The 13,399-nt window shown below is 55.9% G+C and carries 19 protein-coding genes; 6 read left to right on the top strand and 13 right to left on the bottom strand.

The window, feature by feature from the left end; translation table 11 throughout:
* Positions 1-25: 25 nt before the first annotated feature.
* Entirely contained in the window at positions 26-433 is a 408-nt protein-coding gene (locus tag F7C11_RS10385) for an ACT domain-containing protein (RefSeq protein ID WP_297093136.1), read from the top strand.
* Here the strand turns inward: F7C11_RS10385 and F7C11_RS10380 are convergent.
* The 8 genes from F7C11_RS10380 to F7C11_RS10345 are packed head-to-tail and all read right to left on the bottom strand — an operon-like array spanning position 416 to position 4,200.
* Positions 416-1,912: a proton-conducting transporter membrane subunit gene (locus tag F7C11_RS10380; protein WP_297093134.1), complete on the bottom strand. Its 1,497-nt coding sequence runs from the start codon at positions 1,910-1,912 to the stop codon at positions 416-418. The genes F7C11_RS10385 and F7C11_RS10380 overlap by 18 nt on opposite strands.
* Positions 1,909-2,199 carry a cation:proton antiporter subunit C gene (locus F7C11_RS10375; protein WP_297093132.1) on the bottom strand — a complete coding sequence of 97 codons (291 nt, stop codon included), beginning with the start codon at positions 2,197-2,199 and terminating at the stop codon, positions 1,909-1,911. The genes F7C11_RS10380 and F7C11_RS10375 overlap by 4 nt, the downstream gene beginning before the upstream one ends.
* Positions 2,192-2,593 carry a Na(+)/H(+) antiporter subunit B gene (locus F7C11_RS10370; protein ID WP_297093130.1) on the bottom strand — a complete coding sequence of 134 codons (402 nt, stop codon included), beginning with the start codon at positions 2,591-2,593 and terminating at the stop codon, positions 2,192-2,194. Before F7C11_RS10370 ends, F7C11_RS10375 begins: the two co-directional genes overlap by 8 nt.
* Positions 2,590-2,832 carry a hypothetical protein gene (locus F7C11_RS10365; protein WP_297093128.1) on the bottom strand — a complete coding sequence of 81 codons (243 nt, stop codon included), beginning with the start codon at positions 2,830-2,832 and terminating at the stop codon, positions 2,590-2,592. Before F7C11_RS10365 ends, F7C11_RS10370 begins: the two co-directional genes overlap by 4 nt.
* Positions 2,829-3,059, bottom strand: coding sequence for a hydrogenase subunit MbhD domain-containing protein (locus F7C11_RS10360; protein ID WP_297093127.1), 231 nt, complete (start codon positions 3,057-3,059; stop codon positions 2,829-2,831). The genes F7C11_RS10365 and F7C11_RS10360 overlap by 4 nt, the downstream gene beginning before the upstream one ends.
* On the bottom strand, positions 3,040-3,354 hold the full coding sequence (gene mnhG, locus F7C11_RS10355) for a monovalent cation/H(+) antiporter subunit G (protein WP_297093125.1): 315 nt from the start codon (positions 3,352-3,354) through the stop codon (positions 3,040-3,042). Before mnhG ends, F7C11_RS10360 begins: the two co-directional genes overlap by 20 nt.
* The gene (locus F7C11_RS10350) at positions 3,347-3,619 is read right to left on the bottom strand and encodes a monovalent cation/H+ antiporter complex subunit F (RefSeq protein ID WP_297093122.1); all 273 of its coding nucleotides are present in this window, start codon (positions 3,617-3,619) and stop codon (positions 3,347-3,349) included. The genes mnhG and F7C11_RS10350 overlap by 8 nt, the downstream gene beginning before the upstream one ends.
* A complete protein-coding gene (locus F7C11_RS10345) occupies positions 3,595-4,200 on the bottom strand; it encodes a monovalent cation/H+ antiporter subunit E (RefSeq protein ID WP_297093121.1) in 606 nt (201 codons plus the stop codon). Before F7C11_RS10345 ends, F7C11_RS10350 begins: the two co-directional genes overlap by 25 nt.
* A 191-nt stretch (positions 4,201-4,391) precedes the next feature.
* On the opposite strand from F7C11_RS10345, the gene gcvH reads away from it, so the two are divergent.
* The 3 genes from gcvH to F7C11_RS10330 all read left to right on the top strand — a co-directional run bounded on the left by gcvH (position 4,392) and on the right by F7C11_RS10330 (position 6,529).
* A complete protein-coding gene (gcvH, locus tag F7C11_RS10340; RefSeq protein WP_297093187.1) occupies positions 4,392-4,796 on the top strand; it encodes a glycine cleavage system protein GcvH in 405 nt (134 codons plus the stop codon).
* Between the two features lie 76 nt (positions 4,797-4,872).
* Positions 4,873-5,211, top strand: coding sequence for a hypothetical protein (locus tag F7C11_RS10335; RefSeq protein WP_297093185.1), 339 nt, complete (start codon positions 4,873-4,875; stop codon positions 5,209-5,211).
* 220 nt (positions 5,212-5,431) lie between these two features.
* A complete protein-coding gene (locus F7C11_RS10330) occupies positions 5,432-6,529 on the top strand; it encodes an ATP-binding protein (protein WP_366927984.1) in 1,098 nt (365 codons plus the stop codon).
* A 17-nt stretch (positions 6,530-6,546) separates the two neighbouring features.
* Here F7C11_RS10330 and gltA read toward each other — a convergent pair whose 3' ends face one another.
* The 4 genes from gltA to F7C11_RS10310 all read right to left on the bottom strand — a co-directional run bounded on the left by gltA (position 6,547) and on the right by F7C11_RS10310 (position 10,399).
* Positions 6,547-7,998, bottom strand: a complete 1,452-nt coding sequence (gltA, locus tag F7C11_RS10325; RefSeq protein WP_297093120.1) for an NADPH-dependent glutamate synthase — start codon at positions 7,996-7,998, stop codon at positions 6,547-6,549.
* Positions 7,998-8,864 (bottom strand): sulfide/dihydroorotate dehydrogenase-like FAD/NAD-binding protein, encoded by an 867-nt coding sequence (locus F7C11_RS10320; RefSeq protein WP_297093118.1) that lies wholly within the window; start codon positions 8,862-8,864, stop codon positions 7,998-8,000. The genes gltA and F7C11_RS10320 overlap by 1 nt, the downstream gene beginning before the upstream one ends.
* Positions 8,865-9,018: 154 nt before the next feature.
* The gene (locus F7C11_RS10315) at positions 9,019-9,780 is read right to left on the bottom strand and encodes a tRNA (adenine-N1)-methyltransferase (RefSeq protein ID WP_297093116.1); all 762 of its coding nucleotides are present in this window, start codon (positions 9,778-9,780) and stop codon (positions 9,019-9,021) included.
* On the bottom strand, positions 9,761-10,399 hold the full coding sequence (locus F7C11_RS10310) for a DUF257 family protein (protein ID WP_297093181.1): 639 nt from the start codon (positions 10,397-10,399) through the stop codon (positions 9,761-9,763). Before F7C11_RS10310 ends, F7C11_RS10315 begins: the two co-directional genes overlap by 20 nt.
* Positions 10,400-10,457: 58 nt before the next feature.
* Here F7C11_RS10310 and F7C11_RS10305 point away from each other — a divergent pair, with 58 nt between their 5' ends.
* Complete coding sequence (locus F7C11_RS10305; RefSeq protein ID WP_297093114.1) at positions 10,458-10,805, top strand: signal recognition particle protein Srp19; 348 nt, start codon at positions 10,458-10,460, stop codon at positions 10,803-10,805.
* Here F7C11_RS10305 and F7C11_RS10300 read toward each other — a convergent pair whose 3' ends face one another.
* The gene (locus tag F7C11_RS10300; protein WP_088180934.1) at positions 10,806-11,051 is read right to left on the bottom strand and encodes an Lrp/AsnC family transcriptional regulator; all 246 of its coding nucleotides are present in this window, start codon (positions 11,049-11,051) and stop codon (positions 10,806-10,808) included. It lies immediately after the preceding gene.
* 137 nt (positions 11,052-11,188) lie between these two features.
* On the opposite strand from F7C11_RS10300, the gene F7C11_RS10295 reads away from it, so the two are divergent.
* Positions 11,189-13,369: an ATP-dependent DNA helicase gene (locus tag F7C11_RS10295; RefSeq protein ID WP_297093179.1), complete on the top strand. Its 2,181-nt coding sequence runs from the start codon at positions 11,189-11,191 to the stop codon at positions 13,367-13,369.
* The last annotated feature ends 30 nt before the right edge of the window (positions 13,370-13,399 follow it).

The following is a 13,399-nucleotide window of genomic DNA, read 5'->3' as shown; positions in this document are numbered from 1 at the left end:
ATTGTGTGGGGAGATAGCTCTAAGTATGAGGCACTATGAGATAGTCAGGATAAAGGAGAACGGCAAGGTCGAGCTGCCACCCGGTTATGCGTACGAGCTGGGAATCGTGGAGGGAGCGTACTTCCTTCTGGAGATAGACACCGACCTCAACGAGGTTCACATGGAGCGCATAGCCCTCCCCGGAAAGAGGCTCGTGGAGGTGGAGCTCATAGTGGAGGACAAGCCCGGCGTCCTCGCCAAGATAAGCGGGCTTTTCGGGAAGCACGGGGCGAACATACTCTTCAGCGAGGCCGAAGAGCTTGAGGGGATAGAACTGGCAGGAATAGTTGCGGTCATAGACGTAAGCGGGATGAGCGGCACCCTGGAGGAGCTGAGGAGGGAGCTCGAAGAGCTGGACGTTGTGAGGGAGGTTATCCTAAGACCACTGGAGTAACAGCACCGCCAGCATGAAGGTCACAAAGACCGCCGCCAGGACGTTTATCTCCTCATCGGCCTTCATTTTTATTCCCGTTTCTTTCCCGAATATGCCCAGCGCCCTCAGTACAAAGAACCCGAGCAGCGCGGCGGCAATGTAGATGAAATCAGCCGGCCTGAACCCCGCACCGAGGTATATGCCCGCCCCCAGGGTAAGGAGCGCGAGCGCTAAGGCCGAGAGCCTCCAGGAGTGCTTAATCTCCGGGCTTTCTGCCCTCAGCATGTGGTAGTTCAGCCCTGTGAACGCCGTAATAGTCCCGAGGGTTCCAATGGGGACGACCCAGTACCACCTCCCCGGAAGGCCATATGAGAGCAGCCCCTTCGCGTAGGAGCCTATAAAGGGCGAGACCCCGCCTATGGCGAGGCTGAGCATCAGCACGGAGAATGCCATGAACGGGGCGTTCCTATACCCAAACTCTCCGAGTCTTCTCGACTTCGTTCCAAGGCTCCCAACGCTCAGGAAGAGGCCCCCTTTGGCCAGAGAATGTGCCAGGGCGTAGTAGGCTGCCCCTGTGAAGTTGAAGGTGGCTATCCCGAGGAGCACGTAGCCCATTTGAGAGACCGTGGAGTAGGCGAGTAGGCGCTTCGCATCCCTCTGGAGGATCATCATGACTATGCCGAAGAAGATCGACGCAACCGCCACCACCAGCGCCGCGGTTTTCAGGCTCTCCCCGACGGGCAGGGCAGAGAAGAGAAGGATCATGCCGTAGGCAGGTGCCTTTACCACGAGACCGCTCAACATGGCACTGGCGGGTGTCGGGGCGGTGGAGTGGGCGTCGGGCAGCCACCCGTGGAGGGGGAAGATGCCGGCCTTCAGGAGGAGTGACGCAAAGGCCATCCCGAGGGCGGCGCTGAGCTCCCTGCTCGGGGTGGCACTCTCGGCGACGAGGTCGACGTTGAGGTAGCCGGTCTCCATGTATATGAGGCCTATCGCAAAGATGAGGAGGTATGATGCGAGGAGCGATAGTATTAGATACTTGAAAGCGGCCTTCCTGGAGCCGGGATCTTCGGAGAAGGCCACCAGGGCAAAGGCCGAGACGGAAGCGATTTCCATGTAGATGTAGAAGTTGAAGAAATCCCTCGCCAAAAACGAGCCCAGCAGGCCCGCGTGCATTAGGAGGAATAGGACGAGGGCTTTGGCGGTCTTTTTATCCCTGAAATCGAAGTAAGAGAGAGAATAGAGGGCAACGACCGTGAAGAGTATCAGCTCACCCGCGATGAAGGGGGTATTGGTTTCACCGATCCAGACCTCTATCCCCGCCACCCTGCTCCAGCCACCCACGATTTCCCTCCCATTCTCTACGAGGAAAACCCCGGCCGGGAGAACCGCCCCGAGGGCGAAGGCGGCCTTTATTAACACCTTTCTTGCCCTGAGGATGTCAAGGGTGACGATTATAAACCCAAACAGGAGCGGGAAGGCCACCATAAGCGGAATCATGAGCCGTCCCTCCGCATGCGGATTATTATCGCCAGGGCGAGCGACGTTATGGCAACGTCAACAACGAGGGTCGTGAGCATCAGCGTTGCCGGGAGCGGGTCGACCGGGTTCGTCGGCATTATCGGGACGTCCTTTCCAGGGGAGTACGCCAGGCCGACGAAGAAGAGCACCAGACCGAGGGAAACAACGTTTATGGAGAGCACTAACTTTATCGGCTCCCTCTTCGCCATCAGGCCGTATATCCCTATGAGCATTATGACAACTCCCGCCTGTTCCGGGCTAATCACTTTCAACCCACCTCAGCAGTATGTAGAAGACGAACGTGAAGGCCGCACCGACCTCAAGGCCGACAATGACGTTGAATGGCAGTATTATACCGCCCTCCGTTGGCAGGAAATTGGAGTAGAACGCCCCAAAGGCTATCCCGGCGATTCCCATCAGGACGAGAAGGGCCCCGGCGGAGCTCTCTATCAGGCTCGCCCAGTTGAACTTGAACTTCTTCCTGACCTTTCTGTAGCCGTGGGAGGTTATGAGGAGTATGACCGCGACCGCGAGGATAACCCCACCCTGAAAGCCGCCCCCCGGGCTTCGATGGCCGTAGAGCATAATGTAGGCCGCGTAAGTGACCAGGAAGGGGCTTATCATCTTGGTTGTGCTCCTCACGACGGTGCTCATCTTCACTTCTTCTTCCCCCCGAGGAGCAGGTAGAAGCCTATGACCGCGGTGAAGAGCAGGCTCGCCTCTCCAAGGCTGTCGTAGGCCCTCCAGCCGGCGAGTATGGCCGAGACCAGGTTGGGAACGTCTATCTCAGTCCAGTGGGTGACGTAGTACGTGTAGCTCCCGCCGTAAGACGGGGAGTAGTTCAGGCCGAGCAGGAACGCCCCGAGGGCCACGGTGAGGAGCAGGGCGGCCTTTCTCACCTCGTCACCTCCTCTATCGTGAACAGGAAGACACCTATCACTATCGCGCCGACGACTATCGCCGAGAGGGCGACGTCGGGGGCCTTCAGCTCGAACAGGGCCAACACGAAGAGCAGACTGAGGAGGGAGTATTTAACGAGGGCACTAACCAAATTCTTCTCTTCAACAACCGCTATGGCCAGCAGTATCATCGCTATGAAGACCACGTCAAGGACTGTCCCAAGCATACATATCCACCACTACCTTCGGCTTCACGCCGTACTTGTACGCCCCCCTGGCAATGGCATGGCTCACCATGGGGTTTATCATCGCTATCAGGAATGCCAGGACGAGGAACTTGGCCCTCACAACCGTTGGGGCGTCCATTATTATGATCAGGGCGAGGATTATGCTCATGGCCCCACCGGTGTCGCACTTCGTTGCAGCGTGAAGGCGGGTGTAAACGTCGGGAAAGCGCAGTATTCCAAGGGCCCCGAAGACCATAACTGCCTCTCCAAACAGGGTGAGGACTATCTCAATCATTGGAAGCCCTCCTCTCCATGTATTTGGCGAGTATAAGCCCGCCGACGGAGTTAACCATGAGCAGGACTATCGCCAGGTCTATCAGGTAGTACTCCTTCCGGATCACGGAGACGACGGCAATTATGACGACCACCTTCGTCGTTATCGTGTTCAGGCCCACTATTCTGTCGGGCAGGGTCGGTCCTCTAACCACGCGGTATGTTATCAGCATGGCCGTGAAGACGAGGACGTAAAAGACGCTCACCAGAAGACCTTCTTGAGCCATTCCTCTATGTCCCCCTTTATCTTTTCTCCGGCCTTCTCGCGGTTGAGGGTTTCCAGATCTATCCAGTGAACGTAGAGGTAAGTCTCGCCGAGCTTTTTGTTCACATCGAGCGTCAGTGTGCCTGGAGTCAGGGTTATCGAGTTGGCGAGTATGGTAACGCCGGTGTCCGAATGGAGGTCGGTCTTTATCTTGACTATCCCGGGGTTTATGTCCATGAAAATCACGTTCTTTGCAACCTTCAGGTTGCTCTCGATGAGCCGGAAGGCCATTATCACGAGGTACTGTGGGAGGTATATGAAGGCAAAGTACAGGAGCTTTTCGACGATATGCCCCGTTCTGCGTATGTCCTCAGTGAGCAGGTCGCGCATGAAAGCCGCTATCATCAGCGTAACGGCCGCGCCCATGGCCAAATCCCGGGCCCTGAAGCTTCCCGATATGACCACCCAGAAGGCCATAAGGACGACCCACGTTATGATAACCCTCTCCCAGGGTGGGAGCTTTGAGGCTTCGAACTGTTCGTGGAGAACCCTCTCCCTCAGGCCTTCGAGCCTCTCCTTAAGGTAAAAGGGGACGCGGCTCATGTGGTATTTTAGGGATGGAGAGGTTATAACGATTTTGCAGATGCAAAACTACTGCCCAAAAATGTGAAATAAGTTCGAAAGAACGGCCTCCAAACCCATGCATCCTCGGCGGTGTTTCCCCGCTCCGCGGTCAAGCTCTTTCCGGGGAAAGGTTTAAATCTCGGGGGCTTTAGATGAAAACGGTGATGCTCATGATTGAGGTTGGGGAATACCGGGTCAAGGAAGGCCTTTATTACACGAAGGACCATGAGTGGGTTCAGGTTCTTGAGGACGGAACTGTCCTCGTCGGAATAAGCGACTATGCCCAGAAGGAGCTTGGCGACCTCGCCTATGTCGAGCTCCCTGAGGTCGGGAAGGAGGTCAGCAAGGGCGAGGTCCTCTGTGAGCTTGAGAGCGTCAAGGCCGTCTCCGAGGTTTACGCTCCCCTCAGCGGCGAGGTTATCGAGGTCAACGGGGAGCTTGAGGACAGCCCGGAGCTCATTAACGAGGACCCCTACGAGAACTGGATCGCCAAACTCAAGCCGAGCAACCTCGACGAGGAGCTCGGTGAGCTCATGGACGCCGAGGCCTACGCCGAGTACCTTGAGAGCCTTTGATGTGCTCCTCCAACTTTTCTCTTCTCCTCTCGGAACCCTTAAGTATTCGGACGTCAATTGGTTTTCGGTGGTTCCCGTGAAGGTTCTTAAAGAGTGGGACGTTAAGGTGAAGCTCGTGAAAACTAAGCGCGGGGCGGTTCTCCACATGATCGAGCTTGAGCCGGGCCACTTCTACCTCGAACAGAACCCCCTGAAGGATTCAAAGTACGGTGTGGCCTACAGGAGAATAAAGGAGAATTTCCCCGAGTTCTACATGTTCTGGGAGATCAGGAACAACCGCTATACGGGGAAGCTCCTCGCGGGGGCGTTCCTTGAGAAGTCCGAGATAGACGAGTTCGTCGCGCTTCTGGCGAAGACCGAGGACTTCAAGAAGTTCGAGGAGATACTCGAAGAGATCGAAGAGATGGAGGAGTGAGCTCAGTCTCTGACCCTCATCATTTTTGCCGCGCAGGGCGCGGTCTCAGATACCCTAGAGGTCGTCATCGCTCCTTCCCTACTCCCCTAAAGATGTTAAAAGCCTAGCGGCTCGGCCAGTATGCCCGTCATCACGGGTCAGCCACTCCAGGGCTCGTCATCGCCGTGAATTATTAACGAGGAAACCCTTATAACTTCTGCCCCAGTAGTTAACTACTGGGGTGGTAGTTGTGTACTTCGACACCCGTCCGAAGAGAAAGCGGGAGGATTTGTATGACAGAGAAGGTGAACTGGGCGAGTTTGAGAACTCCCTAAAGTCCGGAAACCCACTAACGGTCATCACCGGTATAAGGAGGCTCGGAAAGACCTCACTCCTTCTCGTCGGCCTCAACGAGCTTGAGCTTCCCCACGTCATCGTCGACTTCAGGGGAGTCAACCCGAACTCCCGTATGGACGTCTACAAGAGGATAGAGGGCGCCGTCAACGCCTTCTTCCGCGAGAACCGCGGAATCTGGGAAGATGTCAAGGGGGACCTTAAAAACATCTCCGGTCTTCGGCTGCTCGGCTTCGGCGTGAGCTTTTCATGGAAGGAGGGGAAGACCGACCTAATAGCCCTCTTCCGGGAGCTGGAGAAGCACAACGTCGTCCTGGCCTTCGATGAGGTTCAGTATCTAAGAGGGCCTGTCGGGAGCGAGTTCGCGGGTTTGATAGCCCACCTCTACGACTACTCCGAGCTGAGAATGGTTATGACGGGTTCCGAAGTGGGCCTGCTCCATGACTACTTAGGCGTTGATGACCCCAGCGCCCCCCTTTACGGGCGATACTTTCATGAGGTAAGCCTATCCCGTTTTACCCCTGAGCAGAGCTGGGATTTCCTGTTGAAGGGGTTCGAACAGGTGGGTATAAACCCACAGGAAAAGCTCATCGAGGAGGCAGTTGAAAGGCTTGACGGCATAGTCGGCTGGCTCGTCCTCTTTGGGAAGAAGGCGATGGAGAAGGGCCCCTCCGAGGGACTCATAGGTGAGGTCTTTGAGGAAGCAAAGGCGCTCGCGATGAGCGAGTTCGAGAATTTTCTGGAAAAAAGACAAGTTGCAAGGGGAAGATACATGGAGATAATGCGGGCGGTGGCAGGAGGAAAGAGAACCTGGGAGGAGATAAAGGGGCATCTGGAGAAAAAGGAAGGCAAGAGCATAGCAGACAGCGTTCTGGCGAGGCTCCTTAAGGGGCTGGTTGATTCCTCTTTCCTTGAGAGAAGAATCGAGGGGAGGAACGTTTACTACGTGATTCCCGACCCGATACTGGAGGCGTGTTTTAAGTAGAAGAAAAAAAGGTGAGCTCAGGCGTTCGCCTTTTGCCCTTCCCTCTTCTTCGTGAGGTACTCGTGGATGGCCTTTGCGGCCAGTCTTCCGTCTCCCATGGCGAGGATGACGGTTGCCTCCCCCCTTATTGCGTCGCCACCCGCGAAAACTCCCGGGATGCTGGTCATGAGGTTTTCGTCCACCACTATCTTTCCGCGCTCGACCTTGAGGCCTGGGGTGTTGACTATGAGCCTGTTCGGGTGCTTTCCGATTGCTATGACCACCGTCTCGGCCTCTATCGTCACGTATTCCCCGGTTCCTACGATTTTCCTCTTTCCGCGCTTGTCCCTCTCCTCAAGCGGGCGCATCTTCTCGAACTTAACGGCCTTGAGGTTGCCCTTTCCGTCCCCGATGAATTCAACGGGGTTCAGGAAGAACTCAAACTTTATGCCCTCCTCCTTGGCGTGCTCCACTTCCTCAATCCTGGCCGAAACGTCCTCTTCTCCCCTGCGGTATGCAACTATGACCTCGGCTCCAAAGCGCCTCGCTGAGCGCGCCGCGTCCATTGCCGTGTTCCCCGCACCGATGACTATGACGCGCTTCCCGACCTTGACGGGGGTGTCGTACTCGGGGAACTTGTAGGCCTTCATGAGGTTGACCCTCGTCAGGAACTCGTTGGCGGTGTAGATGCCGTTGAGGTTTATCCCCGGGGCGTTGATGAGCTTGGGCGTTCCCGCACCGGAGCCTATGAAGACCGCGTCGTACTCCTCCAGGAGTTCCTCGATGGTAACGGTCTTCCCAACTATGTGGTCGGTGAGTATCTTAACGCCGAGCTTCCTGAGCTTGTCAATCTCGCTCTCGACGATGCTCTTCGGCAGCCTGAACTCGGGGATTCCGTACATCAGGACTCCTCCGGGCTCGTGGAGGGCCTCGTAGATCGTGACGTCGTAGCCGAGCTTTGCCAGCTCCCCGGCGGCGGTGAGGCCCGCCGGACCTGCGCCGATGATTGCAACGCGCTGTCCCTTCTTCTCTATCCTTGGCACCATCTCGAAGAGGAGCTCCTCGTCTATGCCCCTCTCGCGCGCGTAGTCTGCCACGAAGCGCTCAAGCTTTCCGATGTTTATCTTGTCGCCAACCCTGCCCATCACACAGTTCATCTCACACTGGTCCTCCTGAGGACAGACGCGCCCGGTAGTGGCCGGCAGGGAGTTGCAGGCCCAGATGACGCTGAGGGCCTCCTTCACGGCCCTGTCGGGATCGTCGCGGTACTCCACGAGCTTGCTTATGAAGCCCGGAATGTCTATGTGAACGGGGCAGCCCTTTATACAGGGCGCGTAGTCGTAGGGACACTGCAGGCAGCGCTCGGCTTCCTTTACGGCCAGCTCAAAGTTGTATCCGAGGTTTACTTCAACGAAGCTCTTAACGCGCTCTTCAACCGGCCTCTCCGGCGTCGGAACGCGCTCCTTGATGAGCTTTCTCTTAACGGCCATCACTGCTCACCTCCCTGAAGGGCCTTCATGTAGTCCATGAACACCTTCATCTCCAGGTCCGTGTAGTAGCCGCTCCTCGCTATCAGCTCGTCCCAGGCGACCTTGTAGGCGTCGAACTCCGGCCCGTCTATGCAGGCGAACTTGACCTCGCCACCAACGGTTACACGGCAGGCACCGCACATGCCGGTTCCATCGACCATTATCGGATGCAGGTCTGCCTTCATCGGGACTCCAAACTCCTTGACGACCTGGAACACCGCCTTCTGGTCTCCCGTGGGGCCGACCATGAAGACGAGGTCGAAGTGCTCATTTTCGAGGAGCTCCCTCACCTTCTCGGTGAGCCTCCTGGTGACGTTCTTCATGTTGGTCGGGAAGTCAAGGTTGGGGTCTATCGGGACGGTCTCAAGTATGTGCCTTCCGACGGCCTTCTCCATCTCGTCCCTGATGACCACCATCGGTTCGAACGTGACATGGAGCGTCGTGACGTCGTTTCCAAGCTCCTGCCAGGTCTTGGCTATCGGGTACACCTCGACTATTCCGGTGTAGGCTCCAATAGCGAGTATCTTTCCGAACCTCTTCATCTCCGCCGGGTTTCCGAGCGGGCCGGCGATGTTGGGTATCTCGTCACCCTCCCTGAGCTCGGCCGCCATCCTTGCTGTGGTCTTTCCGCGGGTGAACACTATGAGAACTATCCATCCCTCCTCGGGGTCCCACATGACCGGCGTGAGGGGAATTCTCTCACCGTTTTTGAATGCCCTGACGATAACGAACTGCCCCGGACGGACTTTTCTGGCCACGTGGGGGGCGTGAACCTTGAACCATGTGTTTCTCATGGCGATTTCCTTCTTCTCCAGGATTTTATACACGATGAACACCTCCGTACACGGGTTCAAAGTTGGTCATCTAAAGGTTCACAACCTTGGGTGCTTATAAATCTGTTGTTAACCTTTGGTTTAATATTGTGGAGGTATTTTGATACAACAGGGCTTTTTGTGAAAAATGTTCAGAAGAGCATCAGAATCAGAGCTTCCTGAGGAAGGTTATATAGCCGGTGTGGGCGAGCATCGTTGTCTTTGGCCTCATGCACTCCCTCTTGACCTCGTGCTCCCTGACAAGGACTTCGACGACCCTCGGCCTGTAGAAGTGCTCCCTGTACTCCTGAAGCGCCTGGAAGAAGCGGTGAACCTGGTTCATACACGGGGTGTATGCCACGAAGTAGCCGCCGGGACGGAGCACCTTGACTGCATGGGGAAGGACGTTCTCGGGCTGGGGCAGGTCGAGAACTATGTGGTCGGCGCTTTCCTCGTCTATGCCGTCGTAGATGTTCTTCAGCTTTATCGTCACCCTGTCGGAGAAGCCTGCCATCTCGATGTTCCTCTGGGCTATCCTTGCAAAGTCTTCCCTGACCTCGTAGCTTATGACCCTTCCTTGGGGCCCGACTATGTTCGCGAGGAATATCGTGAGCGCCCCGCTTCCAACGCCGGCCTCTATCACGGTGTTTCCGGGCGATATACCTGCGTATGCGATTATTATTCCAGCGTCCTTGGGGTGGACGATTTGAGGGCCACGCCGCATCTTCGCTATGATGTCGTTAACGTCGGGCTTCAGTATCCTGAACTCCTCTCCCCTGTGGCTGGGGATGCTCTCCCCGTAGTTCTTCTCCGTGAGCTCTCCGAGGTTGATTATACCCAGGTCGGTATGAAACTCCCTGTCGGAGACTGTTACGAGGTATTTCTTCCCCCTTCTATCGATGAGGAGAACCCTATCTCCCTCCCGAATCAAACGCCTCACCGCCCTTTTTTACAATCACTTCTTCCTTCGACAGCTGGAACACTATCGATGCCATCTCCTCCAGCATGGCCAGGTGAGCCCTGCTGAGCACGTCCACGTTGAGGAAGTGTATGCCGACCCAGTCCTCCATGGGGATTGTGCTTATCCCCGTCATTATAGCCTTCATTGCCTCGTCACCGCCGAAGTGGACGTAGTGTGAGAGCCCGAAGGTTACGAAGTATTCCGGCTTCGTCGGGGAGTGTGTCATCCTGTTGATTACTGTGTGATAGTTTTTGAGGAAGCTGTGGGAGTCATAGACCGGGACAACCTCCTCTATGACCTCCCCGTAGCTGGCGGAGCCCGGGCCTATCTTGACGACCTTTATCTTCTTTATCAGCTCGATTATATCTGAGTACTTCCTGCCGGAAACCCTGCGTATGTAGTTCCTGAACAGGAGGTCGCCTACACCGAAGAAATCCCCTATTACAACCTCGCCCCTCTCGATGAGGCTGGGTATCAGGAATCCCCATGAGAACTCCTCGAGCGGATAAGTTGGCGGGTACTCGATGAGAACTGTGTCTCCCCTCTCAGTCCTTCCGAAGAGGTACTTTTCAAGGACAGAGGTCTCCATAGGACTCACCAAAAGGGTTTTTAACCGCTCATCTTTTAAACCTTGTTAGGTGGAAGGGATGAAGCGATTCGTAGTGTGGCCCAGCGAGCTGGATTCCAGGCTCAGCAGACGATACGGGCGAATGATAGGAAAGGAATTCGCGGTTGAAGGCCCGAAGATTCACGAGATAGCAGACGCCGCCAGGGCACTGGGCATGAAAATAGTCGAAATCGACGAGTCAAAGCTCAACCCACGTCTGGCCGGCCTCGATGAGGAGTACCGCCTAAGGGGAATGCTCCGCATCGAAAGCAAGCACCCGAAGGGGAAGAGCCTCAGAATGCTGGGGCAGAAGATCAGGGAAATCAGGAAAATCCAGGCTAAAGCCAAAGGCAAGAAGAAGCACAAATCCAGGAAGAAAAAGAGGTGATCACTCCTCCTCTTCCATCTCCACGACTATGGCGGTAGTAGTGTCTATAACACCGTCGATGTTGTGTATGTCGTGGAGTATCTTTCTGGTAAGTTCTCCGAGGTCCTTGGCCTCGATGTGGACTATCGCGTCGTAGGGGCCGGTGACGGCGTCCGCCCTCGTAACGCCCGGGATCTGCTTGAGGGCGTCTATAACGCTTTCGACCTTTCCAATCTCCACAGTCAATAAAACGTACGACCTAACCATTTTCCACCACCGCTGAAAGGCTTTACGTCTTTATCTAGCCGGCCATCTCATTTAAGCTTTTCGTAGGGGCCTTCTGGTAGGTTTTCAAGCTGAAACCAAAAACCTATAAAGTGCCCTTCGGAGTTTTCGTGATTGGTATGAGGGTCGAGGAACTCCCGGTTGACGAACGCGTGAAAAGAGTCATCATTGAGAGGGGCATAGAGGAGCTCTATCCGCCACAGGCAGAGGCTCTGAAGAGCGGCGTGCTGGATGGGAGGAACCTAGTTCTTGCCATCCCGACCGCGAGCGGAAAAACCCTCGTCAGCGAGATAGTTATGGTCAACAGGCTCCTCCGCGAGGGAGGAAAGGCGGTATACCTGGTTCCGCTCAAGGCCCTTGCCGAGGAGAAGTACCGGGAGTTCAAGGCGTGGGAGGTTTTGGGCCTTCGTGTCGCGGCCACCACCGGTGACTACGACTCAACCGATGAGTGGCTTGGAAGGTACGATATAATCATTGCCACCTCCGAGAAGTTCGACTCCCTTTTGAGGCACGGCTCGAACTGGATAAAGGACGTCAGGCTCGTCGTTGCCGACGAGGTCCACCTCATAGGCTCCTACGACAGGGGAGCGACGCTGGAGATGATACTCAGCCACATGCTTGACAGGGCCCAGATACTGGCCCTGAGTGCCACAGTGGGAAACGCCGGGGAGCTGGCGGAGTGGCTCGATGCCGCTTTGGTCGTGAGTGACTGGCGGCCGGTCGAGCTGAGAAAGGGTGTCTTTCACCTTGGAGAGCTCATCTGGGAGGACGGAAGGAGAGAGCACTATCCGGAGAACTGGGAGGCTCTGGCAGTTGATGCTGTTAAAAGGGGCAAGCAGGCGCTTGTGTTCGTCAACACCCGCCGCTCGGCGGAAAAGGAGGCCGTCTCGCTGTCCTCCAAGATAGCCCGTCTTCTCACGAAACCTGAAGCAAGGGGGCTTAAGGAGCTCGCGGACTCCCTTGAGGAAAACCCGACCAACGAGAAGCTCAAAAAGGCCATCAGGGGCGGCGTGGCCTTCCATCATGCCGGCCTGAGCAGAACCGAGAGGACGATGATAGAGGACGCCTTCAGAGATGGCCTTATCAAGGCGATAACGGCGACGCCGACCCTTTCCGCGGGATTGAACCTCCCCGCGTTCCGCGTCATTATAAGGGATACCAAGCGCTACGCCGGCTTCGGCTGGACAGATATTCCGGTCCTCGAAATCCAGCAGATGATGGGGCGCGCCGGGAGGCCGAAGTACGATAGGGTTGGCGAGGCCATAGTGGTCGCCAGAACCGAAGACCCGAAGAAGCTGATGGAGAAGTACATCCATGGAAAACCGGAGAAGCTGTTCTCGATGCTCGCCAACGAACAGGCCTTCAGGAGCCAGGTTCTTGCCCTGATAACTAACTTTGGCGTTTCAAACTTCAGAGAGCTGATAGGCTTCCTTGAAAAGACCTTCTATTTCCACCAGAGAAAGGACACCAGCTCGATAGAGTACAAGGCAAAGGACATAGTCTACTTCCTCATCGAAAACGAGTTCGTGGACATGGACATGAACGACCGCTTCATAGCCCTTCCCTTTGGAAAGCGCACGTCCCAGCTCTACATCGACCCGCTGACGGCGAAGAAGTTCAGGGATGCCTTCCCGAAGCTTGAGAGGAACCCCAACCCCTTCGGAATCTTCCAGCTGATAGCCTCGACGCCGGACATGGCAACGCTGAACGCCCGGAGGCGGGAGATGGAGGACTACCTCGACCTGGCCTACGAGTTCGAGGAGAAGCTGTACACGAACATCCCCTACTATGAGGACTACAGGTTCCAGACCTTCCTCGGCGAGATAAAGACCGCAAAGATTCTCCTCGACTGGATAAACGAGGTTCCCGAGGCAAGGATATACGAGACATACGGCATAGACCCCGGCGACCTGTACAGAATTCTGGAGCTGGCGGACTGGCTCATGTACTCCCTCATAGAACTCTACAAGCTCTTCGACCCGGAGAAGGATGTGATGGGTTATCTGAGAGACCTGCACCTCAGGCTGAGGCATGGGGTTAGGGAGGAGCTCCTCGAACTGGTCAGACTGCCCAACATCGGAAGAAAGAGGGCCAGAGCGCTCTACAACGCCGGCTTCAAGAGCCAGGAGGATATAATGCGCGCCAAGGTGAGGGATCTCCTGGAGGTAGAGGGGATTGGAATGAAGGTCATCGAGGGTCTGTTAAGACACTTTGGCGTGGAACTCCCCAAGGATGCTAAAAGGGCCTCTAAAAAGGTGGAACGGGCCCGGAAGGGGACCCTCGACGACTTCCTCAGGTAAAGGTCAAAGCTTTTAAATCCTGCCCTTTTA

The sequence above is a fragment of the Thermococcus sp. genome, assembly GCF_015521605.1.
Lineage (GTDB): Archaea > Methanobacteriota_B > Thermococci > Thermococcales > Thermococcaceae > Thermococcus.
Note: the sequence above shows the minus strand (reverse complement) of the source record. Positions and strands in the feature narration are given on the sequence as shown.

Coding starts and splice junctions, on each gene's coding strand:
- mnhG (WP_297093125.1), bottom strand. CDS start 3,354: ATGATTGAGATAGTCCTCACCCTGTTTGGAGAGGCAGTTATGGTCTTC.
- gltA (WP_297093120.1), bottom strand. CDS start 7,998: ATGGCCGTTAAGAGAAAGCTCATCAAGGAGCGCGTTCCGACGCCGGAG.
- F7C11_RS10360 (WP_297093127.1), bottom strand. CDS start 3,059: ATGCTTGGGACAGTCCTTGACGTGGTCTTCATAGCGATGATACTGCTG.
- F7C11_RS10305 (WP_297093114.1), top strand. CDS start 10,458: ATGAAGCGATTCGTAGTGTGGCCCAGCGAGCTGGATTCCAGGCTCAGC.
- F7C11_RS10295 (WP_297093179.1), top strand. CDS start 11,189: ATGAGGGTCGAGGAACTCCCGGTTGACGAACGCGTGAAAAGAGTCATC.
- F7C11_RS10380 (WP_297093134.1), bottom strand. CDS start 1,912: ATGATTCCGCTTATGGTGGCCTTCCCGCTCCTGTTTGGGTTTATAATC.
- F7C11_RS10385 (WP_297093136.1), top strand. CDS start 26: ATGAGGCACTATGAGATAGTCAGGATAAAGGAGAACGGCAAGGTCGAG.
- F7C11_RS10350 (WP_297093122.1), bottom strand. CDS start 3,619: ATGGCTCAAGAAGGTCTTCTGGTGAGCGTCTTTTACGTCCTCGTCTTC.
- F7C11_RS10300 (WP_088180934.1), bottom strand. CDS start 11,051: ATGGTTAGGTCGTACGTTTTATTGACTGTGGAGATTGGAAAGGTCGAA.
- F7C11_RS10345 (WP_297093121.1), bottom strand. CDS start 4,200: ATGAGCCGCGTCCCCTTTTACCTTAAGGAGAGGCTCGAAGGCCTGAGG.
- F7C11_RS10310 (WP_297093181.1), bottom strand. CDS start 10,399: ATGGAGACCTCTGTCCTTGAAAAGTACCTCTTCGGAAGGACTGAGAGG.
- gcvH (WP_297093187.1), top strand. CDS start 4,392: ATGATTGAGGTTGGGGAATACCGGGTCAAGGAAGGCCTTTATTACACG.